Origin of the sequence: Bradyrhizobium zhengyangense (genome assembly GCF_022012555.1) — a bacterium.
Lineage (GTDB): Bacteria > Pseudomonadota > Alphaproteobacteria > Rhizobiales > Xanthobacteraceae > Bradyrhizobium > Bradyrhizobium zhengyangense.
Map to the genome: position 1 here is coordinate 1 of NZ_JAKLTZ010000016.1, position 23,424 is coordinate 23,424.

Annotated in this window: 25 protein-coding genes; 15 read left to right on the top strand and 10 right to left on the bottom strand. The window is 63.6% G+C overall.

Annotated elements, in window-relative coordinates:
- Both L6639_RS35140 and L6639_RS35145 read right to left on the bottom strand, forming a co-directional pair.
- Nucleotides 1–473 (bottom strand): TCP-1/cpn60 chaperonin family protein (locus L6639_RS35140; protein WP_276576262.1); only part of this gene is annotated, 473 nt, incomplete at its 3' end.
- A 47-nt stretch (nucleotides 474–520) separates the two neighbouring features.
- Nucleotides 521–835 carry a co-chaperone GroES gene (locus L6639_RS35145; protein WP_130369321.1) on the bottom strand — a complete coding sequence of 105 codons (315 nt, stop codon included), beginning with the start codon at nucleotides 833–835 and terminating at the stop codon, nucleotides 521–523.
- Between the two features lie 401 nt (nucleotides 836–1,236).
- Here L6639_RS35145 and L6639_RS35150 point away from each other — a divergent pair, with 401 nt between their 5' ends.
- Nucleotides 1,237–1,524, top strand: coding sequence for an usg protein (locus L6639_RS35150; RefSeq protein WP_237866194.1), 288 nt, complete (start codon nucleotides 1,237–1,239; stop codon nucleotides 1,522–1,524).
- Nucleotides 1,525–1,687: 163 nt separating this feature from the next.
- Complete coding sequence (locus tag L6639_RS35155; protein WP_237866195.1) at nucleotides 1,688–2,239, top strand: cupin domain-containing protein; 552 nt, start codon at nucleotides 1,688–1,690, stop codon at nucleotides 2,237–2,239.
- A 117-nt stretch (nucleotides 2,240–2,356) separates the two neighbouring features.
- Here the strand turns inward: L6639_RS35155 and L6639_RS35160 are convergent, their stop codons facing one another.
- Nucleotides 2,357–3,607, bottom strand: a complete 1,251-nt coding sequence (locus tag L6639_RS35160) for a NupC/NupG family nucleoside CNT transporter (RefSeq protein ID WP_237866196.1) — start codon at nucleotides 3,605–3,607, stop codon at nucleotides 2,357–2,359.
- Nucleotides 3,608–3,764: 157 nt separating this feature from the next.
- Between L6639_RS35160 and L6639_RS35165 the strand changes: the two genes are divergently transcribed.
- The 7 genes from L6639_RS35165 (at nucleotide 3,765) to L6639_RS35195 (ending at nucleotide 11,938) form a co-directional block, all read left to right on the top strand.
- Nucleotides 3,765–5,003 carry an MFS transporter gene (locus L6639_RS35165; RefSeq protein WP_237866197.1) on the top strand — a complete coding sequence of 413 codons (1,239 nt, stop codon included), beginning with the start codon at nucleotides 3,765–3,767 and terminating at the stop codon, nucleotides 5,001–5,003.
- Nucleotides 5,004–5,208: 205 nt separating this feature from the next.
- Nucleotides 5,209–6,093 carry a helix-turn-helix domain-containing protein gene (locus tag L6639_RS35170; protein ID WP_237866198.1) on the top strand — a complete coding sequence of 295 codons (885 nt, stop codon included), beginning with the start codon at nucleotides 5,209–5,211 and terminating at the stop codon, nucleotides 6,091–6,093.
- A gap of 216 nt (nucleotides 6,094–6,309) precedes the next feature.
- Nucleotides 6,310–7,383, top strand: a complete 1,074-nt coding sequence (locus tag L6639_RS35175) for an ABC transporter substrate-binding protein (protein WP_237866199.1) — start codon at nucleotides 6,310–6,312, stop codon at nucleotides 7,381–7,383.
- Between the two features lie 62 nt (nucleotides 7,384–7,445).
- A complete protein-coding gene (locus L6639_RS35180) occupies nucleotides 7,446–8,270 on the top strand; it encodes an ATP-binding cassette domain-containing protein (RefSeq protein ID WP_237866200.1) in 825 nt (274 codons plus the stop codon).
- Nucleotides 8,267–9,523 carry a sugar ABC transporter permease gene (locus tag L6639_RS35185; RefSeq protein ID WP_237866201.1) on the top strand — a complete coding sequence of 419 codons (1,257 nt, stop codon included), beginning with the start codon at nucleotides 8,267–8,269 and terminating at the stop codon, nucleotides 9,521–9,523. Before L6639_RS35180 ends, L6639_RS35185 begins: the two co-directional genes overlap by 4 nt.
- Before the next feature lie 24 nt (nucleotides 9,524–9,547).
- Nucleotides 9,548–10,276 (top strand): SDR family oxidoreductase, encoded by a 729-nt coding sequence (locus L6639_RS35190; RefSeq protein ID WP_237866202.1) that lies wholly within the window; start codon nucleotides 9,548–9,550, stop codon nucleotides 10,274–10,276.
- Between the two features lie 48 nt (nucleotides 10,277–10,324).
- A complete protein-coding gene (locus tag L6639_RS35195) occupies nucleotides 10,325–11,938 on the top strand; it encodes an FGGY-family carbohydrate kinase (protein ID WP_237866203.1) in 1,614 nt (537 codons plus the stop codon).
- 50 nt (nucleotides 11,939–11,988) lie between these two features.
- On the opposite strand, the gene L6639_RS35200 is transcribed toward L6639_RS35195, so the two are convergent.
- From L6639_RS35200 to L6639_RS35225, 6 genes are all read right to left on the bottom strand, one after another.
- Entirely contained in the window at nucleotides 11,989–12,747 is a 759-nt protein-coding gene (locus L6639_RS35200; RefSeq protein ID WP_237866204.1) for an SDR family oxidoreductase, read from the bottom strand.
- A 25-nt stretch (nucleotides 12,748–12,772) separates the two neighbouring features.
- On the bottom strand, nucleotides 12,773–13,531 hold the full coding sequence (locus L6639_RS35205; protein WP_237866205.1) for a proteasome-type protease: 759 nt from the start codon (nucleotides 13,529–13,531) through the stop codon (nucleotides 12,773–12,775).
- Between the two features lie 88 nt (nucleotides 13,532–13,619).
- The gene (locus L6639_RS35210) at nucleotides 13,620–14,027 is read right to left on the bottom strand and encodes a carboxymuconolactone decarboxylase family protein (RefSeq protein ID WP_237866206.1); all 408 of its coding nucleotides are present in this window, start codon (nucleotides 14,025–14,027) and stop codon (nucleotides 13,620–13,622) included.
- A gap of 65 nt (nucleotides 14,028–14,092) precedes the next feature.
- Nucleotides 14,093–14,941 (bottom strand): transglutaminase family protein, encoded by an 849-nt coding sequence (locus tag L6639_RS35215; RefSeq protein WP_237866207.1) that lies wholly within the window; start codon nucleotides 14,939–14,941, stop codon nucleotides 14,093–14,095.
- A gap of 47 nt (nucleotides 14,942–14,988) precedes the next feature.
- Nucleotides 14,989–15,933 (bottom strand): alpha-E domain-containing protein, encoded by a 945-nt coding sequence (locus tag L6639_RS35220; RefSeq protein WP_128951022.1) that lies wholly within the window; start codon nucleotides 15,931–15,933, stop codon nucleotides 14,989–14,991.
- A gap of 4 nt (nucleotides 15,934–15,937) precedes the next feature.
- Complete coding sequence (locus L6639_RS35225) at nucleotides 15,938–17,356, bottom strand: circularly permuted type 2 ATP-grasp protein (RefSeq protein ID WP_237866208.1); 1,419 nt, start codon at nucleotides 17,354–17,356, stop codon at nucleotides 15,938–15,940.
- 279 nt (nucleotides 17,357–17,635) lie between these two features.
- On the opposite strand from L6639_RS35225, the gene L6639_RS35230 reads away from it, so the two are divergent.
- The 3 genes from L6639_RS35230 (at nucleotide 17,636) to L6639_RS35240 (ending at nucleotide 19,726) form a co-directional block, all read left to right on the top strand.
- Entirely contained in the window at nucleotides 17,636–18,373 is a 738-nt protein-coding gene (locus L6639_RS35230) for a competence/damage-inducible protein A (RefSeq protein WP_237866209.1), read from the top strand.
- 32 nt (nucleotides 18,374–18,405) lie between these two features.
- Entirely contained in the window at nucleotides 18,406–18,933 is a 528-nt protein-coding gene (gene gpt / locus L6639_RS35235) for a xanthine phosphoribosyltransferase (protein WP_057740910.1), read from the top strand.
- Nucleotides 18,934–19,108: 175 nt separating this feature from the next.
- Nucleotides 19,109–19,726, top strand: a complete 618-nt coding sequence (locus tag L6639_RS35240; RefSeq protein WP_237866210.1) for a hypothetical protein — start codon at nucleotides 19,109–19,111, stop codon at nucleotides 19,724–19,726.
- 16 nt (nucleotides 19,727–19,742) lie between these two features.
- Here L6639_RS35240 and L6639_RS35245 read toward each other — a convergent pair whose 3' ends face one another.
- On the bottom strand, nucleotides 19,743–20,765 hold the full coding sequence (locus tag L6639_RS35245; protein ID WP_237866211.1) for a methionine synthase: 1,023 nt from the start codon (nucleotides 20,763–20,765) through the stop codon (nucleotides 19,743–19,745).
- A gap of 132 nt (nucleotides 20,766–20,897) precedes the next feature.
- Between L6639_RS35245 and L6639_RS35250 the strand changes: the two genes are divergently transcribed.
- The 3 genes from L6639_RS35250 (at nucleotide 20,898) to L6639_RS35260 (ending at nucleotide 23,322) form a co-directional block, all read left to right on the top strand.
- The gene (locus tag L6639_RS35250; protein ID WP_237866212.1) at nucleotides 20,898–21,599 is read left to right on the top strand and encodes a glutathione S-transferase N-terminal domain-containing protein; all 702 of its coding nucleotides are present in this window, start codon (nucleotides 20,898–20,900) and stop codon (nucleotides 21,597–21,599) included.
- A 137-nt stretch (nucleotides 21,600–21,736) separates the two neighbouring features.
- Nucleotides 21,737–22,345, top strand: coding sequence for a 2-hydroxychromene-2-carboxylate isomerase (locus L6639_RS35255; protein ID WP_237866213.1), 609 nt, complete (start codon nucleotides 21,737–21,739; stop codon nucleotides 22,343–22,345).
- The gene (locus L6639_RS35260) at nucleotides 22,345–23,322 is read left to right on the top strand and encodes an NADPH:quinone oxidoreductase family protein (RefSeq protein WP_237866214.1); all 978 of its coding nucleotides are present in this window, start codon (nucleotides 22,345–22,347) and stop codon (nucleotides 23,320–23,322) included. Before L6639_RS35255 ends, L6639_RS35260 begins: the two co-directional genes overlap by 1 nt.
- The last annotated feature ends 102 nt before the right edge of the window (nucleotides 23,323–23,424 follow it).

The following is a 23,424-nucleotide window of genomic DNA, read 5'->3' on the forward strand; positions in this document are numbered from 1 at the left end:
ATCTCCGCGTCGCCATTGGCCGAGATGGTGCCGACCTGGGCGATCTCGTCGTTCGAGGTGACCTTCTTGGAGTTCTTGACGAGGTCCGCCACCACGGCTTCGACCGCGAGATCGATACCGCGCTTGAGGTCCATCGGGTTCATGCCGGCGGCGACCGACTTGGCGCCTTCCTTCACGATCGCGGCCGCGAGCACCGTCGCGGTGGTGGTGCCGTCGCCGGCCGCGTCAGCGGACTTGGAGGCGACTTCGCGCACCATCTGCGCGCCCATGTTCTCGAACTTGTCCTCGAGCTCGATCTCCTTGGCGACGGTGACGCCGTCCTTGGTGATGCGGGGAGCGCCGAACGACTTGTCGAGCACGACGTTGCGGCCCTTCGGACCGAGCGTGACCTTCACCGCATTGGCGAGGATGTCGACGCCGCGCAGCATCTTGTCGCGCGCTTCAACCGAGAATTTGACTTCTTTGGCTGCCATCTGGAATTTTCCTTGGATAGTGTTTGACTGGAGGGAGAGAAGGGCTGTTAGGCCGCCTTCTTCTTGGAAGCGGGGACGTCGAGAACGCCCATGATGTCGCTTTCCTTCATGATTAGCAGATCGACGCCGTCGATCTTGACCTCGGTGCCGGACCACTTGCCGAACAGCACGCGGTCGCCGACCTTGAGGTCGATCGGAACCAGCTTGCCGGCTTCGTCGCGGCCACCCGGGCCAACGGCGACGACTTCACCCTGGGAAGGCTTTTCCTTGGCAGTGTCGGGGATGATGATGCCGCCGGCGGTCTTCTCTTCTGCGTCGATGCGCTTGACCACGACGCGGTCGTGAAGCGGACGGAATTTCATGCAGCTCTCCTAAGCATTTGCTCAGATTGATGTTTTGAGGGTGTTAGCAATCGATGTCCGCGAGTGCCAATGCGGACATAGCTCAAATAGGACAGGAATTTTGCGGGGACAAGGGCTTCTAGCAGAAAAATCGGCACTCAGAAGGACCAAGTGCCAGAATCCCTCTCCCGTCGTTAACCGATTTCGCAGGGCTTCTTGGCACCCCCCTTGGGGACCGTATTAGCACGGGGGCGTCTCTGCTGCTAACGCATTGAATTTCAACAGCTTGTTAAACTTTTGGGCTTGAGATGGATTGTCAGTTTGCGTCACATTTCTCTCATGTGAGCGCATCGTTTCCGGGTGGCTCCCCGGGGCACGGATCAAGCCACCCCCTGTATGCGCTCCTGCAAAGGAGGTTTGGCATGGGACTGCGCGTTGGGGGCGTTTCCGAGGATTTCCGGAAACAGATGCTGGGTTACGGGCTGACGACGGCGGAAATTCTCTATCGGATGCCGGATCATCCCTCGCTGCTTCAGACTTACGTCTGGCAGAACTACGACATGTTTCCGAAATTCCCCGCGCTCAAGGATTTCCTGGCGTTCTGGACGGAGAAGCTCGACGGCCCGCTGTATTCGGTGACCGTGGCGCACTCCAAGCTGATCAAGCCGGCCGAGCTCCGCGCCGTGGACGGCGTGTTCCGGTTGAATTGACGAGAACACCGGTCTCGTAAGGTGGGCAAAGGCGCGCTCTTCGCGCGCCGTGCCCACCATATCTCTCCGATCGCACACGATAGGTGGGCACGCTGCGCTTTGCCCACCCTACGATATCTCGTTCTGTGGTAGCCTCCGCCATAACAACACGGGAGGCCGGCCCATGGCCAAGAAATCAAAATCGAAAGCAAAGTCGCGCAGCGCAGTCCAAACCGCGGTGAAGAAGCGGAGCGCGGCCAAGTCCGTTGCGCGATCATCAGCGCGCAAGACGGTGAAATCCAAAGCCCGCGCAGCGCCTGCCAAGACCTCGGCAAAGAAACCCGCGCGCCCGAAGCAGCGCATCGCCATCAGCCACCACCGTGAGGAGGACTTCAAAGCCGACGGCCTGCGTGCCTATGCCAAATACCGCGACCTCGGCATCGCCGCTGCCAGCCAGGGCCTCGCGCAAGCCCACGTCATCCGCCTGCAGGGCCCTTGCGATCCGGCGGAAGTGTCGAAGCTGCACTTCCACGACGTCGACTTTCAGATGGTCTACGTGCTCAAGGGCTGGGTGAAGACCTACATGGATGGGCAAGGCGAGACACTGATGCTGGAGGGCAGCGCCTGGACCCAGCCGCCGAAGATCAAGCACATGATTCTGGATTATTCTGACGACGTCGAACTGCTGGAGGTGATCTTGCCGGCGGAGTTCAGGACGGTGGAGTTGAAGGCTTGATGTCATTCCGGGGCGCGCGTAGCGCGAGCCCGGAATCCATTGGGCGACGGAGTCGGTGGATGAATGGATTCCGGGCTCGCGGCTTCGTCGCGCCCCGGAATGACTGCGTGGAGAGACCTACGTCAACACCCCCACGATCGCGCCCATCAGACACGTTGTCAGCGTCCCCGATACGATCGACTTCAGCCCCAGCGCGTTGATCTCGTCGCGACGCTCCGGCGCCATCACGCCGAGGCCGCCGATCATGATGCCGAGGCTGGCGAAATTGGCGAAGCCGCACATCGCGTAGAGCATGATCAGGCGCGAGCGCGGATCGAGCGTGTCGGGCGGCAGCTTCGCGAAGTCGACATAGGCGACGAGCTCGTTGAGCACGGTCTTGGTGCCCATCAGGCTGCCGGCGGCGATCGCCTGGTCCCAGGGCAGTCCCATCAGCCAGCATATCGGCGCCATGATCAACCCCAGCACCCGCTGCAGCGAGATCGCGGCGCCGCCGACGGCAGGCAACAGGCCGAGCACTGCATTGGCGAGATAGACCAGCGCCACCAGCACCAGCAGCATCGCGACGATGTTGATCAACAGCTCGATGCCGGCACTGGTGCCTTTCACGATCGCGTCCATGGTGCCGGAGACCGCCATCTCCGGATCCTCAAGAGCGCCGCCGGTGCGCTTGTCGGAGGTTTCGGGGATCATGATCAGGCTGACCAGGATCGCGGCCGGCGCGCCCAGCACGGAAGCGATGACGAAATGCGCGGCCGCATCAGGAATGAGGGGAGCAAGCAGCGTCGCATAAAGCACCAGCACCGTGCCGGCGATGCCCGCCATGCCGCCGGTCATCACCAGAAACAATTCGCTTCGCGACATCTGCGCCAGATACGGCCGCACGAACAGGGGTGCCTCGACCATGCCGAGAAAGATGTTGGCGGCGGTCGAGAGCCCGACTGCGCCGCCGACGCCCAGCGTGCGCTCCAGCAGCCAGGCCATGCCGCGCACGATTGGCGGCAGCACGCGCCAATAGAACAGCAGCGTCGTCAGCACGCTCATCACCAGCACGATCGGCAGCGCCTGGAACGCCAGAATGAAATCGGCGCCCGGCACCTTCAGCTCGAACGGCAGGGCGCCGCCGCCGACATAGCCGAACACGAAGGAGGAGCCGGCGCGCGAGGCCGCGGAGATGGCGCCGACCGCGTCGTTGATGGCGCCGAAGGCATGGGCCACGAACGGCACCTTCAGCAGCACGATCGCGGTGACGAAGGTCACGACAAGGCCGATCAGTGCCTGGCGCAACGAGACCGCACGGCGATTCTCCGCGAGCGCGAAGGCGATCAGCAGCAATGCGAAAACGCCGAGTGTCGATTGCAGCCGCAGCATGATGTCCCCAAACCCCCAATCATTATGGCCGCGCCTGCGTTGCAAACGCAATGCCGGGAATGTTGCGGGCGGCCCGGCTGTTGACATCCAGGCCCGGGTCGGCCACCCCGGCGCGTCGATATCAAGGGCCGATCATCCGCGCGTGACCGAAGAGGCGATGCCAGAGCAGCCAGGATCCGTCAGTCCGCCGGTCACCGCCGGTGAGCTTCTTCGCCAACCCGCCTTCCTGTTCTTCCTGCTCTCCCGCAACCTGTCGCGCTTTTCCAGCCAGATCGCGGCGGTCGCCATCGGCTGGCAGATCTACGACCTCACTGGCTCGGCCTTCGACCTCGGCATGGTCGGGCTGGTGCAATTCGCGCCTACCGCGCTCTTGGTGTTCGTCGCGGGCCACGCCGCCGACCGTTTCGAGCGCAAGCGCGTGGTCCAGCTCTGTCAGCTCGTGGAAGCCGCCACCGCGCTCTATCTCGCATTGATCACCTATCTCGGCGCAGTCAGCGAAGTGCAGATTTTCGTTGCGACCTTCGTGCTCGGCATTGCCGGAGCCTTCGAGAGCCCGACCACCGCGGCGCTGCTGCCGCTGATCGCGCCGCAGGGATCGCTCCAGCGCGCGACGGCGATCGCGAGCGGGGCTGCTCAGGTCGCGACCATCACCGGGCCTGCGCTCGGCGGCTTTGCCTATGCGATCGCGCCGCATCTCGCCTACACCATGATGCTGCTGTTCTGGATTTTCGGGATGATCCTGACCGGATTCATCCGGCCGCGGCCGCAGGCGGTCGCCAAGGAGGGATCCGACGAGGACAACATCTTTGCCGGCGTCCGCTTTATCAGGAGCAATCCGGCGATCCTCGGCACCATCTCGCTCGACCTGTTCGCCGTGCTGTTCGGCGGTGTCACCGCGCTGTTGCCGATCTATGCCCGTGACATTCTCCAGACCGGCCCGGTCGGGCTCGGCGTGCTCCGGGCTGCCCCTGCGGTCGGCGCGCTATTGATGACCGTGGTGCTGGCGCGTCACGCCATCTCCAGGCATGTGGGCCTGCGCATGTTCCAGGCGGTGATCGTGTTCGGCATCGCCACGGTCGTGTTCGCGCTGTCGTCCTGGATGTGGCTGTCGGTGCTGTCGCTCGCCGTGCTCGGCGCCGCGGATACAATCAGCGTTGTGATCCGCTTCTCGCTGGTGCAGCTCGCCACCCCCGACGAGATGCGCGGCCGCGTCGGGGCGGTGAACTTCCTCTTCATCAACGCCTCAAACCAGCTCGGCCAGTTCGAGAGCGGTCTGACGGCAGCCCTATTCGGCGCCATGCCGGCGGCGGTGCTCGGCGGCGTCTGCACCGTCGCAGTGGCGCTGCTCTGGATGAAGCTGTTTCCGAGCCTGCGGCGCGTGGAGAGTTTGGAGTAGGAGCCGGGCCGAGCCCGAAGGCAGCCGATATTGCAGCGCCCACCGAACGAATGTCAAAAGAGTATCGGTTGGGCGTCTGAATCGTGGTGGCGGCAGCGGCTCCCACCCGATACGGTTTCGAACAATAGATAGAGCTGAGCAAAATTCAGCCATCGGGTACGAGCCCAGACGTTCATAAACCGGGCCGGCCCAGGAGGGAATGGATATGGAACCAGATCTGGAAGTCGTCCAGATACGGCGCGGCGAGTCCTTCAAGGCTTGGTCGCACGGGTATCCCTTCCACACGGTCAGGTGGCATTTCCATCCGGAATACGAGATTCATCAGGTCGTGGCGACGGCCGGTCGCTACTTTGTCGGCGATTTCATCGGCCAATTTGAGCCGGGCAATCTCGTGCTCACCGGACCCAACCTGCCGCATAATTGGGTCAGCGATCTGCCGCCGGAAATGACCATCCCGCTGCGCGGACGCATCATCCAGTTCAGCGAAGAATTCATCGGCGACACGATGAGGCTGATGCCGGAATTGTCGGGTCTCGGCGCGCTGCTGGAATCCTCCCGACGCGGCGTCCTCTTTGCCAGCAGAACGAGCAAGGAGCTTGCCCCGCTGATGGAGGAGATCGTGGCGGCGACGGGTGTGCGCCGGATCGAGCTGTTCATGATGATCCTGGGGACGCTCTGTCGCGCCCGGGGCGCACTGCCGCTCTCCAGCCCAAACTATTTGCCCGACCCGTCCGGCTACATGTCGGCGGGAATGAACAAGGCGCTCGCCTTCATTCGCGAGAACCTGACGCAGCCGTTCGGCGAAGCAGATCTCGCTGCAATCGCCGGCCAGTCGCAAAGCGGGTTTTCGCGTTCGTTCCGCCGGCACACGGGGATGTCGCTGGTGCAATACGTCAAGCGGCTCCGCATCAATCTCGCCTGCCAGATCCTGATGAGTGACGAACACGCGTCGATTACCGACATCTGCTTCCAGGTCGGCTTCAACAATCTCTCCAATTTCAATCGTCAGTTTCTGGCCGAGAAGGGCATGCCGCCCTCGCGTTTCAGGCGATTGCTGGCGGACAACATCAACGCGGCACGCGCCGCCTAACCGGGAGGAGCAAGGGAGGAGGACGATTACGGGAAGTATGACGTGGGCGCGCCGATGGCAGCCCGCGAAGGAGAACGTCTGTCCGGAGATTTCGCGTGGCCTTGGAGGATATCGGCGCTGACCGCCTTTGCCATCCGGCTGCGGAAGCAGGAATGACGCGTCTCCAGACCTCAACGAGCAGCACTTTAACACCCAGTTTCCGAAAGGGAAGTCCGAATGACAAAGCCCTCGCTCAAGACTACGCGCTCTGCCGCTCTCGCCCTGTCGCTACTCGGCGCGACTGCCATGTCCTCGCATGCCGCCGAGGTGAAAGACGCAACCGTCGCCTTCCTCATGCCCGACCAGGCGTCCACCCGCTACGAACAGCACGACTATCCAGGTTTTGCTGCCGAGATGAAGAAGCTCTGCGCCAGTTGCAAGGTCATCTACCAGAATGCCAGTGCGGACGCCACGCGCCAGCAACAGCAATTCAACTCGGTGATCTCGCAGGGTGCCAAGGTGATTGTGCTCGATCCGGTCGACTCGGCTGCCGCCGCGTCGCTGGTGAAAATGGCACAGTCCCAGGGTATCAAGGTGATCGCCTATGACCGTCCGATCCCCGACGCCAAGGCCGACTTCTACGTTTCCTTCGACAACGAAGGTATCGGCAAGGCCATTTCGGAATCGCTGGTCAAGCATCTGAAGGACGCCAAGATCACGCCGAAGGAAGGCGAAGGGGTGCTCCAGATCAATGGATCGCCGACCGATGCCGCCGCGGGACTTATCAAGAAGGGCATCCACGCGGGCCTCGACAAAAGCGGCTATCCGATCCTCGCCGAATACGACACGCCGGACTGGGCACCGCCCAAGGCGCAGCAATGGGCGAGCGGCCAGGTCACCCGCTTCGGCAAGAAGATCCTTGGCGTCGTCGCTGCCAATGACGGTACGGGCGGTGGCGCAATTGCCGCTCTCAAGGCTGCCGGTGTCGATCCGGTGCCTGCGGTGACAGGCAATGATGCGACGATTGCCGCGCTTCAGCTCATCATCGCCGGTGATCAGTACAATACGATCTCCAAGCCCAGCGAGATCGTTGCAGCCGCCGCGGCGCAGGCCGCGGTGGAGTTCCTCTCGGGCGGCACGCCCAAGGCGGAAACCACGCTCTATAATACGCCCTCGAAGCTGTTCATTCCGGCTGTGGTGACCGAACAGAATTTGAAGGCGGAGATCATCGACAAGAAGATCCAGACCGCCGATCAGCTTTGCACCGGACGATATGCCGCCGGATGCAAGAAGCTCGGCATCACGCAGTAAGCGAAGCTGCATCCCGGCCGCGCAATGCGGCCGGGATGAACCAAGGGAAGGCGGACGCGGACATGTCCACGAACTCGGATGTCGATCACCCGCAGGAGGGCCCAGGCAAACTGGTCTTGAAGCTTCGCGGCATTTCCAAGAATTTCGGCGCCGTGTCCGCCCTTGCCGATGTCGATCTCGACGTCCATGCCGGCGAGGTCGTGGCGCTTGTCGGTGACAACGGTGCCGGAAAGTCCACGCTGGTGAAGATTCTGGCCGGCGTGCACCAGCCCACTTCGGGGACGATCGACTTCGATGGCGAACATGTCGTGCTGTCCGATCCGGCCACGGCACTAGGCCTTGGCATCGCCACGGTCTTCCAGGACCTGGCGCTCTGCGAGAACCTCGATGTCGTTGCCAATATCTTCCTTGGCCGCGAACTCAATCCCGTCAGGCTCGATGAAGTGTCCATGGAGATCCGGGCCTGGACATTGCTCAACGAATTGTCGGCCCGCATTCCGAGCGTGCGCGAACCCGTTGCGTCACTGTCGGGCGGGCAGCGCCAGACCGTGGCAATCGCGCGTTCACTGCTGACAGAACCCAAGCTCATTCTGCTCGACGAGCCGACCGCGGCGCTCGGCGTCGCCCAGACCGCGGAGGTACTCGATCTGATCGAGCGCGTGCGCGCCCGCGGCCTCGGCGTCATCGTGATCAGTCACAACATGGAGGACGTCCGGGCCGTCGCCGACCGCATCGTGGTGCTGCGCCTCGGCCGCAACAACGGCGAATTCGGACCCGATGTTTCCAACCAGGATCTCGTCACGGCCATCACGGGTGCCGACGAGAATTCGGTCTCCCGACGCGCCAGCCGACGCGGCATGCAGCAATCGCGGGAGGCGCTGATATGACCGACGATACGCAACGGGTTTCGACCGCGCGGTTGCTCGACCGTCGCGACGAGCGCGTCGCACACGCGGATACTCTCAGTGGCACGATCGGCGCCTTCGTCGACCGGGTCCGGTCGGGCGACCTCGGCTCCCTGCCGGTAGTTGTCGGCCTGCTGATCATCTGCACCGCATTCCAGAGCCTCAATCCGGTTTTCCTGGCGCCTGACAATCTGGTCAATCTGCTGTTCGATTGCTCGACCGTCGGCGTCATCTCGCTCGGCATCGTTTGTGTCCTGATGGTCGGCGAGATTGACCTTTCGGTCGGTTCGGTGAGCGGGTTCTCCTCCGCGCTGATCGGCGTGCTCTGGGTCAATCAGGATTGGCCCGTCGCGGTGGCAGTCGTCACGGCGCTGGTGCTGGGCGCCTCGATCGGCGCACTCTATGCGTTCCTGTTCAACCGCCTGGGCATGCCGAGCTTCGTCTCGACTCTATCAGGCCTGCTGGCGTGGCTCGGCCTGCAACTCTATCTGCTCGGCTCGTCCGGCTCGATCAATCTCCCTTACGGATCGCCGCTGGTCAATTTCGGACAGATGCTGGTCATGCCGCCGATCGTATCCTACACGCTCGCGGCACTTGCCGGCGTGGTCGTGTTCGCGACTGGTTACCGCATGGCTGCGCGCAGGCGAGCGGCAGGGCTGTCTGCAAGTACGCTCAGTCGCCTTCTGCTGAAGGCTGCGCTCGTTATCGTCGTGCTCGAATTCATTGTCTACTATCTCAATCTCGCGCGCGGCGTTCCGTGGATGTTCGGCCTGTTCGTCGGCTTGTGCGTGGTCATGAACTACGCACTGAAGCGGACCAAATGGGGCCGCTCAATGAGCGCGGTCGGAGGCAATCGCGAGGCCGCCCGTCGTGCCGGCATCAACGTTCGCCAGATCCATATGACCGCCTTCATGCTATGCTCCACGCTGGCAGCCGCCGGCGGTATCCTTGGCGCCGCGCGGCTGGCCTCTTCCAGCCAGCAGGCCGGTACGGGAGATGTGAACCTCAACGCCATCGCTGCAGCGGTCATCGGCGGCACCAGCCTGTTTGGCGGCCGCGGCAGCGCTTATTCCGCGCTGCTCGGTATCATCGTCATCCAGTCGATCGCCAGCGGCCTCACGCTGCTCGATCTCTCTTCGTCGCTTCGGTACATGATCACCGGCGCCGTGCTTGCCGTTGCGGTTATCGTCGACTCGCTGGCACGACGCTCGCGTGTCTCCCATGGCCGAGCCTAACAAACTCCAACAAGAGGACCGACCGTGGGCCAGGAACTTGCAGGAAAGGTTGCCGCCATTACCGGTGCTGCGTCGGGCATCGGTCTCGAGTGCGCCAGGGCAATGATCGCAGCAGGCGCGCGCGTGGTGCTGGTCGACCGGGCGGAGGAGGCGCTGAATAGTGTCTGTTCCGAGCTTGGCGATAACGCGATTCCGCTGCGTATCGACCTGACCGATGCTGCTGACATGGCCGGCATGATGCCGCAGGTGCTCGAGAGGGCGGGCCGGCTCGACATCTTTCATGCCAATGCCGGCACCTATGTCGGCGGCGAGGTGCTTGGCGGCGACCCCGACGCCTGGGACCGCATGCTGAACCTCAACGTCAATGCGATGTTTCGCTCCATCCACGCGGTGTTGCCCCACATGGTCGAGCGCAAGAGCGGTGACATCATCGTCACCAGTTCGATCGCCGGTCTCGTCCCTGTCGTCTGGGAGCCGATCTACACCGCCTCAAAACACGCCGTGCAGGCTTTTGTCCATACCGTGCGTCGGCAGGTCGCCAAATACGGCCTGCGCGTCGGCGCGGTGGCGCCCGGCCCGGTCGTGACCGCACTCATCAGCGACTGGCCGAAGGAGAAGCTCGAGCAGGAAATGGCAGCCGGTGGCCTAATCCAGCCGACGGAAGTTGCGCAGGCCGTAATGTTCATGTTGACCCGTCCGAGAAATGTCACGATCCGCGACCTCGTGATCCTGCCGCAGAGCAACGATCTCTAAGCTACCGCGTCTGCGCTCTGTATGTCGCTTCATGTGAGGGACTCCGCGATGACTCGTCATTTTCTGGCCATCGACGTCGGCACGGGCAGTGCGAGAGCAGGGGTCTTCGATCGCTCCGGCAGGCTTGTCTCCTCCGATAAGGCCGACATCATGCTGTGGCGGGAGGCCGGCGATATTGTCGAGCAGTCGAGCGAGGACGTCTGGCGCGCCGTATGCCTCAGCGTGCGCGGCGCGGTCGAAAAGGCCGACATCGCGCCCGACAGCATTGCCGGCATCGGATTTGACGCGACCTGCTCGCTGGTGGTGTTGGGCAGTGGCGGCGCGCCGCTTGCCGTCGGCCCGTCCGGCGATTCCGCCCGCAATATCATCGTGTGGATGGATCATCGTGCGGTCGATCAGGCGCGCCGCATCAATCGCGCCGGCGCGAAAGTTCTCGACTATGTCGGGGGAACGATCTCACCCGAGATGGAGACGCCGAAACTGTTGTGGCTTGCCGAAAACATGCCGCGCAGCTTTGCGGACGCCTGGCAGTTCATGGACCTCACTGATTTCCTCACCTGGCGTGCAACCGGGAGCCTTGCCCGCTCCACCTGCACCGTCACGTGCAAGTGGACCTATCTGGGCCACGAAGATCGCTGGGATGCCGATTTCTTTCGCTCGGTCGGTCTCGGCACGCTGGCCGACGAGCAGTTTCGCCGCATCGGTACCGAGATCGTGCCCGGCGGCACACGGCTGGCCGCCGGCCTGACGGCAGAGGCAGCGACCGACCTTGGCCTGAAGTCGGGCACATCAGTTGCGGCAGGTCTTATCGACGCGCATGCGGGCGGTGTCGGCACGGTCGGCGCGCGCGGAACTGCGGGTACGGCGCTCACCCGCATGGCCTATGTGTTCGGAACGTCGGCCTGCACCATGTCAACCACCGAGAATCCGGTCTTCGTTCCCGGTGTTTGGGGACCTTATTTCTCCGCCATGGTTCCGGGGCTGTGGCTCAATGAGGGTGGACAGTCGGTCGCCGGTGCAGCCATTGACCATCTCATCCAGATGCATCCGTATTCTGCACAGGCGACACAGACGGCGCGTCAGCACCAACGGACGCTCGCGGATTGGCTGGCCGCGCAGGTGGACGCGCGCGGCGGTGCGGAGATGGTTCGCGACCTGGTGGGCGAGCTTCATGTCGTGCCAGAGTTTCTCGGCAACCGCGCGCCTTTCGCGGATCCCGATGCGCGTGCGCTGATCGCTGGACTGGATATGCGCTCCGACCTGGAGAGCTTGCTCGCCCTCTATCTTGCTGGCCTGTGCGGCCTCGGCCACGGCGCGCGCCAGATCGTGCGCACCCAGCAGGACAAAGGTATCGCCATCGATACGATCGTCGTCAGCGGTGGAGCGGCTCAGAGCCGCCTGGTGCGGCAGGTGCTCGCCGATACGACCGGCCTCACGGTTGCTGCCTCGGCATCTCCGGAGCCGGTGTTGCTCGGCTCCGCGATGCTCGGATCGGTCGCTTCCGGCGACCACACCGATGTCAGAGAGGCGATGGAGGCGATGTCGGCCCTAGGAGAAATCCATCCACCGCACGGGGCCCTGGCCAGTTGGAACGCCAGGCGGTTCGCAGCCTTCGAGGCCTTGCAGCAGGTCGGCCGAGCGATCCGAAGCAACGCTGGCTAGATGGCAACCCCATGCCTCTACTGTGCATGGGGTTGTTTTCGCGTTTTCGTTCAGCCACGGCCCACGAACGGCATCTTGGTCGCCATGACCGTCATGGTCAGGACGTTGGCGTCGAGCGGCAGGCCGGCCATGTAGGCCACGGCATCGCCGACCGCCTTCGCGTCCATGCGCGGCTCGTGCTTGGTGGTGCCGTCGGGCTGCAGCACGCCGGGGCCGTTGACCATGCGATCGGTCATCGGGGTTGCGGCATTGCCGATGTCGACCTGGCCGACCGCGATGTCATACATGCGGCCGTCGAGGTTGCTGGCCTTGGTGAGGCCCGTGATGGCGTGCTTGGTCGAGGTGTAGGCCGCCGAGAACGGCCGCGGCGCATGCGCCGAGATCGAGCCGTTGTTGATGATGCGGCCGCCGCGCGGGCTCTGGTCCTTCATGATGCGGAAGGCGTGCTGGGTGCACAGGAACGGGCCGGTGAGGTTGGTGTTCACCACCGCCTGCCACTGCTCGAGGCTGAGGTCCTCGAAATTGACGGCGGGCGCACCCATGCCGGCATTGTTGAAGAGCACGTCGAGGCGGCCGTAGGTCGCCTTCACCTTGTCGAACAGCGCGGCGATGGACTCCGGCTTGGTCATGTCGGCGGTGACGCAGAGGCTCTTTCCCGCGGGGCAGAGCTTGGCGGTCTCCTCGAGCATCTCCATGCGGCGGCCTGCGAGCACCACGGTGAAGCCGGTGTTCATCAGCGCCAGTGCAGCCGCGCGTCCGACACCGGTGCCGGCGCCCGTCACCAGGGCGATCTTTTTTGCTTCACTCATCGTTTCCTGCCTTTTCTTTGAGTTGTCAGGTTTTGGGTTCTTTTTCGTTCTTGTAGGGCGGCCGCGGAATGTTCTGATGCGCCGCGCGCAGTGCCGCCGACCAGCGCGAGCGAAGGTCGTGGAAATAAGGCTCGCCGGCCTCGATGCGGTGGTTCAGGTCCGCATCGTAAGCGTCCGAGCGCACCACCAGCACGTCGATCGGAAGGCCGACGCCGAGATTCGAGCGCATCGTCGAGTCCATCGAGATCAGGCCGGTCTTCAGCGCCTCGTAAAGCTCGACGTCGTAATGCATGGCGCGGTCGAGCACCGGCTTGCCGTATTTGTGCTCGCCGATCTGCAAGTAAGGCGTGTCGGTGGTGCACTCGATGAAATTGCCGGCGGTGTAGACCATGAACAGGCGCATGCGCGCGCCCTTGATCTGGCCGCCGAACAGGAACGAGACGTCGAAGGAGACGTCCTCGGATTTCAGCGCCGGTCCCTCGGTCGCATGCACCGCCCGGATCGCCCGGCCGATGCGCTGGGCCGCCTGGAACATGGTCGGCGCGTTCATCAGCGTCTCGATCTCGCCCGTGTTGGGGTCCTCGAGGCCTTCGGTCAAGGTGGACAGCACCGACTGGCTGATGGCGAGATTGCCGGCGCTGGCGATCGCCATGATGCGGTCGCCGGGCTTGGAGAAGATGTGCAGCTTGCGGAAGGTCGAGACATTGTCGAGGCCGGCATTGGTGCGGGTATCGGCGATCATCACCAGACCGTCCCGAACCAGGATTCCGCAACAATAGGTCATTTCCAGTCCCCGAACGCGTTTGCGCGAAATTACTAGCCAATTTCGCCGCCCGCTCCAACCCCCGATTCCCAGGGGGAGGTCGGCGATCTCAGTCCGCGGCGTCGACGAGGAACGCCTGGTCGACGGGAACGCCCAGCGCGGTGACCAGCCGGTTGGTCTCGGAGGCCATGCCGACGATGGCGAGCAGCTCGCCATATTCGGCCTCAGTCATGCCCTTGGCCCGCGCGGCGGCCGTGTGCGAATGGATGCAGTAGCTGCAGCCATGCGCGATCGACACAGCGACATAGAGCATCTCCTTGACCTTGGGATCGAGCGCGCCCGGCGCCATCACCTCCTTCAGGCTCTCCCAGGTCCGCCGCAGCGTCTTCGGATCATGCGCCAGCGCGCGCCAGAAATTGTTGACGAAGTCCGACTTCCGCACCTTGCGGATGTCGTCGAAAACGGCGCGCGCCTCGAGTGAGAGCTCGTCATCCGAAAGCAGTTTGACTGTCGCCATGGGGTCCTCGCAGGGCCATTTGATCCCGCGATCATAGCACGCCTGATGAGACTGGCCGTTGGCGTCTAGCTCTGCCGCTGCGACTGCGATTGCGACTGCCCGCCGCGGCCGGCCTGCTCGACCTTGACCGCGACGGTCAGCGTCTCCGCGCCGCCGCCATAGCGGGTGCCGCGCACGGGGGCTGCGCCGAGATAGTCGAGCCCGATCGCGACGCGGACATGGGCATCTGTGGTGCAGATGCTGTTGGCGGGATCGAAGCCGACCCAACCGAGGTCAGGCACATAGGCTTCCGCCCAGGCGTGGCCGGCGTCCTGATGCACCGTGCCGTCGGAGCGCAGGAAATGGCCGGAGACGAAGCGCGCCGGCACGCCGCCGGTGCGGGCGCAGGCGATGAAGATATGCGCATAGTCCTGGCACACGCCGCGCTTCAGCGTGAACGCGTCGGCGGCCGAGGTGCCGCTGTTGGTCGGGTCCTCGTCAAAGGTCATGTGATCGCTGATCTCGCTCATCAGCGCGTGCAGGAAACCGAGCGTGTCGCTCTCGGCCTCGCTGCGCAGCTGGCGCGCGACCGCCGCCATCGCCGGATTGACGGTCGTGAGGTCCGTGGTGCGCAGGAACATGTCGGCGGGAAAGCGCTCGTCTGCGCCGCGCAGCACGCCGCCGGTATCGTGCGTCTCGATCAGGCCTTCGGCCGTGATCTTGATGTCGCTGACGGGGCCGCAGGACAGCACATGGGTGACGTTGCCGAACGCGTCCTCGTGCATGTCGAGCTTGGTGTCGGTGGAGACGTCGATCTGCCACTCCGCCACATACTGCCCGTCATGGCTGCACGGCGTCATGCGCAGGATCTGGATCACGCTCGTCGCCGCCGGCTCGTAGCGATAGGTCGTGGTGTGCTGGATTCGCAGGCGCATGGTGTTTTGATTCCGTCAGTCCGGGTGTCCCGGAATGACTGCGTGGATCAGATCAAATACTGCTTCGTGATGATTTCGCCCAGCCTGGAATTGTCGGCGATGAATTCCTGAATGAATTCATGCACCCCATGCTGGAAAATGTCGTTCATGTTGCTGTGTTCCAGCCGGTTGCGGATGCCGCGGGCGTGGCGCTGGGCCGGGCCTTGCCGGCCATAGGCCACACCGATCTGGTCGAGATTGCGCACGAGATTGTCGTAGCAGCTCGCCAGCGAGCGCGGCAGCGTGCCGTTGAGGATGAGCAGATCCGCCACCAGCCAAGGCTTCAGCGTTTCGCGATAGACCCAGTGATAGGCCGTCAGCGCCGAGACCGAACGCAGGATCGAGCTCCACTGGTAGAAGTCGAGCGGGCCGCCGACATGCTCCTCCTCGGGCAGCAGCACGTGATACTTCACGTCGAGAATGCGCGCGGTGTTGTCGGCGCGCTCAAGATGCAGGCCGAGGCGGGAGAACCAATAGGCGTCGTTGCGCAGCATGGTCCGGTAGGCCGAGCCGTCGAAGCGCAGCGAGGTCTCCTGCACGAAGCGCAGGAACTTTGCCAGGTCCTCGCGCGTCGAGGTGCCCTTGCTCCAGACCTCCTGCAACTCGATCCAGGCCGAGTTGATGGTGTCCCACATTTCGCTCGTCAGCGCGGTGCGCACCGAGCGCGAGTTCAGCCGCGCCGCTTCGATGCAGTTCCGGATCGAGGACGGGTTGTCGGCCGAGAACGAAAGGTAGTCGACCACGTTGTGCTCGTTGGCTTCCTCGTGGGTCTGATAGAAGCTCTCCGCGACGCCGGCGGTGAGCAGCGCGGAGTCCCATTCGTTGGTCTTGCCGATATAGGCGGCGGGAAGCGCGGTGACGCGCAGGGTCGCATCGATGGTGCGTGCGAGATATTCGGCCCGTTCGACGTAGCGGGCGAGCCAGTAGAGGTTTTCGGCGGTGCGCGACAGCATCTCTCTACTCGTCCAGAATCCAGGTGTCTTTGGTGCCGCCGCCCTGGCTCGAATTCACCACGAGCGAGCCTTCCTTCAGCGCCACGCGCGTCAGACCGCCCGGCACGATCGTCGTGTTCTTGCTGCCGGTCAGCACGAACGGGCGAAGATCGACATGGCGCGGGGCAAGGCCTGACGCCGTACAGGTCGGGCAGGTCGAGAGCGCCAGCGTCGGCTGGGCGATAAAGCCTTCCGGCTCGCGCTTGAGCTTTTCGCGGAAGGCTTCGATCGTCGCCTTCGTCGCGGCAGGGCCGATCAGCATGCCGTAGCCGCCGGAGCCGTGCACTTCCTTCACGACGAGCTCACCGAGATGGTCGAGCACGTAAGCCAGATCCTTCGGCTCGCGGCAGCGCCAGGTCTGCACGTTCTTCAGGATCGGCTCCTCGCCGAGATAGAATTTCACGATCGCCGGCATGTAGGAGTAAATCGCCTTGTCGTCGGCGATGCCGGTACCGACTGCGTTGGCGAGCGTGATGTTGCCGGCGGCGTAGGCCGACATCAGTCCGGGCACGCCCAGCGCCGAGTCGGGCCGGAAGGTCAGCGGATCAAGGAAGTCGTCGTCGACGCGGCGATAGATCACGTCGACCCGTTTCACTCCCTCTGTCGTCCGCATGAACACTTCGTTGTTCTTGACGATGAGGTCGCGGCCTTCGACGAGCTCGATGCCGAGCTTGTCGGCCAGGAAGGAGTGCTCGTAATAGGCCGAGTTGTAGACGCCAGGCGTGAGCAGGGCGACGGTCGGCTCGCCCGAGGCGCCATGCGGCGCGACCGAGCGGAGCGCCGAGAGCAGCTCGTCCGGATAGCGTTCGACCGGCGCCACCTTGTGGCGGGCGAACAGATCCGGAAACAGCCGCATCATGATCTCGCGGTTTTCCAGCATGTAGGACACGCCGGACGGCGTGCGCGCATTGTCCTCCAGCACGATGAAGTCTTCGGCATCGACCCTGATGATATCGATTCCGGCGATGTGCACATAAACGTCGTGCGGCACCTGCTGGCCGTTCATCTCAGGGCGAAAAACCGGGTTCTGGAAGATCAGATCCTCGGGCACGATCTCGGCGCGGAGGATGTCGCGGCCGTGATAGATGTCGCGCAGGAACATGTTCAGCGCCTTGACGCGCTGCTTCAGCCCCTTTTCCAGCACCGTCCATTCCTTGCCGGACATGATCCGCGGGATGACGTCGAAGGGGATCAGCCGCTCGGTGGATTCGGAATCGCCATAGACCGCGAAGGTAATGCCGATGCGGCGGAACAGGAGTTCGGCCTCCTGGCGGCGATATTCAAGCGCCTCGGGAGGCGTCTCCTTGAGCCAGCGTGCCAGCTCCTGATAGGCGGGGCGAAGGTCCCCACCCGGAATATTCATTTCATCAAACGCGACTGCCATAGATCCCGACTTGTCTCCCCAAGGCGTTGCGCCAATGGTCAGGCCGAAGAGGTCCTAGCGCAGACCGCAACGTCCTGTGGCCATGCGGCAAGAGTGCATGACTTTCATGTGGTAGCAAGGGGCGGGCCAGCGGGATAAGCATGGTGAGAGGGCATTTGCCTGACATGGCTGGCGGCCTGCCTGAAAAAATGGCTGAGGACTGCTTATTTCGGCAGCAAAAGCGCGTGACTTCAACGCGTTACCCCGGCAAATTCGGCGGGACAGTGAGGGACTTAAGGTATGAGCGAGATCGTCACGGCGGGCATTTTGGTCATCGGGGATGAAATCCTGTCCGGCCGGACCAAGGACAAGAACATTGGCTTCATCGCCGAGTACCTGACCAATATCGGCATCGACCTGAAGGAAGTCCGGGTCGTCTCCGACGACGAGGACGACATCGTCGCCGCGTTGAATGCACTGCGGCAACGCTACACCTATGTCTTCACCACCGGCGGCATCGGGCCGACCCATGATGACATCACCGCCGACAGCGTCGCCAAGGCGTTCGGGGTCGGCATCGACCACCATCCCGAAGTAGTCGCCCGCTTCCGCGAGCGCTGGAGCGAGCAGGACCTCAACGAGGCCCGCCTGCGTATGGCCCGCATCCCCGATGGTGCCGAGCTGATCCAGAGCGCGACCATCCTCGCGCCCGGCTTCAAGATCGGCAATGTCATCGTCATGGCCGGCGTGCCCTCGATCATGCAGGCGATGATGGACATCGTCTCGCCCAAGCTGAAGTCAGGCGTCCGCATGCTCTCTGAATCGGTCCGCGCCAATGCGCGGGAAGGCGACATCGGCAGCCCCTTGAGGGCGATCGCCGCCGCTCATCCCGACACCATCATCGGCAGCTATCCCTTCATGGACGAGGACTCGAAGCCCAACACCAATCTGGTGGTGCGTTCGCGCGACGCAGATAAGCTGGCCGCCGCAATGGCTGCGGTGAAGGAAATGCTGGCGGGATTGAACATCACCCGGTAGCAAATGCCGGCAGGCGAAAGCAGGAGACGACGATGGCTGGTGAAGCACCGGAACTGAGCGCGCAGGAACGGGCAGGCAGGCCCTTTCCGGTGTCGTGGGACCAGTTCCACCGGGATTGCCGGGCACTGACCTGGCGGCTCAACGAGGTCGGGCCGTTCCACGCGGTGATCGCGATTACCCGCGGCGGTTTGGTGCCGGCTGCGATCGTGGCGCGCGAGCTGGGCGTGCGCGTGATCGACACGGTCTGCATCGCCAGCTACGACCACGACAAGCAGGGCGATCTCCAGGTCCTCAAGGGTATTTCAGAACAGGCGATGAAACTTGGTGGCGGCACCGGCAAGGGGCTGTTGATCGTCGACGACCTCGTCGACACCGGCAAGACCGGCAAGCTGGTGCGCGAGATGCTGCCGGATGCGCATTTCGCCACTGTTTACGCCAAGCCGAAGGGGCGTCCGCTGGTCGACACCTTCATCACGGAAGTCTCGCAGGACACCTGGATCTTCTTCCCCTGGGATACCGCGCTCTCCTACCACCCGCCGCTGCGCGACGGCGCTGCGTGACCTTTCTTCACCTCGCCCCGCTTGCGGGGAGAGGTCGCGCCGAAGGCGCGGGTGAGGGGGACTCTCCGCGAGTCCAATTCTCACCGACCTTGCGGAGGCTCCCTCTCATCCCGACCTTCTCAGCGAGCGAAAGCTCGTCGCGGCCTCGCGAGCGGGGAAAAGGAGAAGAGCCACCATGCCCCTGCAAAACCGCGTCACGCCGACTGGCGAGATCATCGCAACGCCACATCGCGGGATGTTCACCGGCAATCGCGGCATCATCCACGATCCCGCGACCAAGACGCTGCTGAGGAAGCGCTGGTCGTCGCCGGCCTGGCTCACCTGTACCTGCGAATTCCGCGGCCGCCACCGCGAGGTGATGGCGCAGCGAAGCTGGACCGAGTTGTTCTTCCTCGATGAAGCCACCGCGCTCGCCGCCGGGCATCGCCCTTGCTTCTATTGCCGACGAGACGATGCCAATCGCTTCCGCGCCGCGTGGGAGAAGGGCAATCGCGTGCACGATGTCCGCATGCACGACATCGACACGGTGCTGCACCAGGAGCGGCTCGATCACGGCAAGAAGCGACTGCACGCGCTTCTGGTGCCGCTCGACCAATTGCCCGACGGCGCGATGGTTCAGCACGGCGAGGCAAGCTTCTTAGTGACGCAGGGCAGGGCGCTGCTGTGGTCGCCGGCGGGATATGCCGCGGCGGAGCAGCTCCCAGGCGAGGCAACGCTGCTCACGCCGCCCTCGACACTCCGCACGCTGAACGCCGGCTATCGGCCGGTGCTGCACCCCTCAGCGCAGCCCTAGCGCCGAATCCTTGCCATCACCCCAGCTTTTCGCGCGCCAGCGCGGCGCCGGCACCGAGCGCCATCAGCTTGGCTTCGGCGATCTCGCGCCGCATCGGCGCCATGCCGCAATTGGTGGTGGCGATGATGTTGCTCTTGGGCACGAATTTCGAGACTGCGTCGATCACCTGCACGACGTCCTCGGCGGTCTCGACCGTGTCGCTGGCGACGTCGATGACGCCGGCCTGCACGATCTTGTTCTTTAACAGCGCGAGCAGATCGAGCGGGACCTTGGAATTGCGGCACTCGATCGCGACCTGCTGGATCGGGCTGGCATCGATCGCCGGGAAGATCTGCTCGTACTGCCGCCATTGCGTGCCGAGCGTCTCCTTCCAGTCAGTGTTGGCCTTGATGCCGTAGCCGTAGCAGATGTGCACGGCGGTGGTGCAGGTGAGACCTTGCGCGGCGCGCTCCAGCGCCTTGATGCCCCAGTCGTTGACCTCGTCCATGTAGACGTTGAAGGCGGGCTCGTCGAACTGCACGAGATCGACGCCGTCGGCTTGCAGCGCCTTGGCTTCCTCGTTCAGCAGCTCGGCGAAGGCGAAGGCCATCTTGACGCGGTCGCCATAGTAACGGTCCGCAATGGTGTCGATGATCGTCATCGGGCCGGGCAGGGTGAATTTCAGCTTCTTTTTCGTGTGCGTGCGCGCTACGCGCGCCTCGAAGGCATGGACACGGTCCTTGAGCCGGAGCGGGGCGACGACCTGCGGCACCATCGCCTTGTAGCGATCCTTGCGGATGCCCATCTCGACCTTGTGGGCGAAGTCGATGCCTTCGATCTTCTCGAGAAAGCCGTGCACGAAGTGCTGCCGGGCCTGCTCGCCCTCGGTGACGATGTCGATGCCGGCGTCCTCCTGGATTTTGAGCCAGATCAGTGTCGCGTCGCGCTTGGCACGGAGCAGCTCGTCGCCTTCAGACTTCCAGGGCGCCCAGAGCATATTGGGCTCGGCGAGCCATTCCGGCTTCGGCAAGGAGCCGGCGATCGTGGTTGGAAACAGCATGGCGGCCCTCCCGGCAGGTTGTGTTGCGCCCCTTCCTGCCATGTCCTAACGTCAAGGTACAGAACAACAAAAGTCGCCCTCTATTCCGGCGGTGATGACAGGGAAGGCCCAAGGGAAAGCCAGAGGACAGTCATGATCGACCTCCATTACGCGCCGACGCCGAACGGCTGGAAAATCTCGATCATGCTGGAGGAGCTCGGGCTTCCCTATCGAGTGAAGCCCGTCAACATCCGCGCCGGCGAGCAGTTCAACCCTGAATTCCTGGCGATCTCGCCCAACAACCGCATTCCCGCGATCGTCGATCACGAGCCGGCCGATGGCGGCGGCCCGTTTTCGGTGTTCGAGACCGGCGCGATCCTGATTTATCTGGCGGAGAAGACCGGCCGCTTTCTGCCCAGCGACCTGCGCGGCCGCTCCACCACCATCCAGTGGGTGATGTGGCAGATGGCTGGGCTCGGTCCAATGCTCGGTCAGCACGGCCATTTCGCGCTCTATGCGGCGGAGAAAATTCCTTATGCGATCGAGCGCTATCGCGACGAAGCCGCGCGGCTCTATGGCGTGCTCGACCGCCAGCTCGCCAAGACTGGCGCCTATGTCGCCGGTGACTATTCCATCGCCGACATCGCCTGCTTCCCCTGGACCATGACCCACAAGGCGCAGGGTTTTACGCTCGACGACTATCCGAACGTGAAGCGCTGGTACGCCGAGGTCCGCGCCCGGCCGCAGGTGCAGGCGGGGCTCGCGATCGGAAAATTCGTGAAAGAGCCGTTCGACGAGGAATCACGCAAGATCATGTTTGGCCAGCGTGCGAAGGAACTGTTGGGAAGGAAATAGACCTCCGCTCTCGCCTCGTCATTGCGAGCGCAGCGAAGCAATCCAGAATCTTTCGGCGGAGGGACTCTGGATTGCTTCGTCGCTTCGCTCCTCGCAATGACGGGGAGAGCGGGACAAGATACATAAGGAAAAACACCATGATCGAATTCTTCTTTGACTGCTCCAGCCCCTGGACCTATCTCGCCTTCCACAACATCCAGCCGCTGGCGAAAGAGCTCGGCGCCGAGATCATCTGGCGGCCGATCCTGGTCGGCGGCATCTTCAACACGGTCAATCCGAGCGTCTACGCGCAGCGTGAGAAGCCGGTGCCGTTGAAGGCGCGCTACATGAAGAAGGACCTTGCCGACTGGGCGCGCTCGGCAGGGCTTGCGATCAAGATGCCGCCGACGGTGTTCCCGGTGAACAGCGTCAAGGCGATGCGCGGCTGCATCTGGCTCGGCAACGAGATGGTGCCGTTCGCAACATCAGTATTCGAGGCCTATTGGGGCGGCGACAAGGACATCTCGCAGGATGCGGTGCTGGCCGAAATCTGCAAGAAGGTCGGCATCGACGAGCAGAAATTCTTCGCCGGCATTTCCGAGCAGGCGATCAAGGACCAGCTCAAGGCCAACACGGAAGAGGTCGTTGCCCGCGGCGGCTTCGGCTCGCCGACGATCTTCGTGAACAAGACCGACATGTATTTTGGCAATGACCGGTTGCCGCTGATCCGCGAGGCGCTGCTGCGCAGCAAGGCGAGCGCGGCCTGATGGTGCGGGCTGTCGTCTGCCGCGCACTCGGCGCGCCCGAGATCTTGCGGCTGGAAGAGTTTCCCTCGCGCGCTCTGGAGCCGGGCGAGGTGCGGATCGCCATCCGTGCTGCCGGATTGAATTTCCCTGATGTGCTGATGGCGGCCGGCGAGTATCAGCTCAAGCCCGAGCTGCCGTTCACGCCCGGCATGGAAGCCGCCGGCGATGTGATCGAAGTTGGCGCGGAGGCGAAGGGTGTTTCGGTCGGCGACAAGGTCATCGTGAAGATGCGCCACGGTGCGTTCACGGATGAAGCGGTGGTGATGCCCTCGCAGCTGACGCCGATGCCGTCGACCTTCGATTATGCGGAAGCCGCGACCTATCTCGCGGGCCATGGCACCGCCTATCACGCCCTGATCGATCGCGGCCGAGTCGAACCAGGCGAGGTGCTGCTGGTGCACGGTGCGGGCGGCGGCGTCGGCCTTGCCGCCGTCGAGATCGGCAAGATGCTGGGCGCCACCGTCATCGCAACCGCCTCCAGCGATGAGAAGCTTGCGATTGCGAAATCACGCGGCGCCGATCATCTCGTCCGCTACGACCGCGAACCGTTTCGCGATGCCGTCAAGCGCATCACCGACGGTCGCGGCGCCGACGTCGTGTTCGATCCTGTCGGCGGGCAGGTGTTCGAGGACTCGATGCGCTGCATCGCCTGGGGCGCGCGGCTCCTGGTGATCGGCTTCACCGGAGGCATCGGCTCGGCCAAGACCAATCTTCTGCTGATCAAGGGCGCCAGCGTGCTCGGCGTGCGCGCGGGCGAGGCGGTGCGGAAAAATCCCGCGCTCGGCGAAATCAGGCTGAAGGCGCTGCTGCAATGGGCAGAGGAGGGCAAGCTGCGCCCCAACATCTCGCACCGGCTGCCGCTGGAGGACTGTGCCAAGGCGATGCGGCTGTTGCTCGATCGCAAGGCGATCGGGCGCGTGGCGCTGGTGATGCAATGAAGGTAACGTAGGGTGGGCAAAGCGAAGCGTGCCCACGATCTGTATCCATCACGCAAAGATCGTGGGCGCGGCGCAAGGGCGCCTTTGCGACCCTACAAGAGC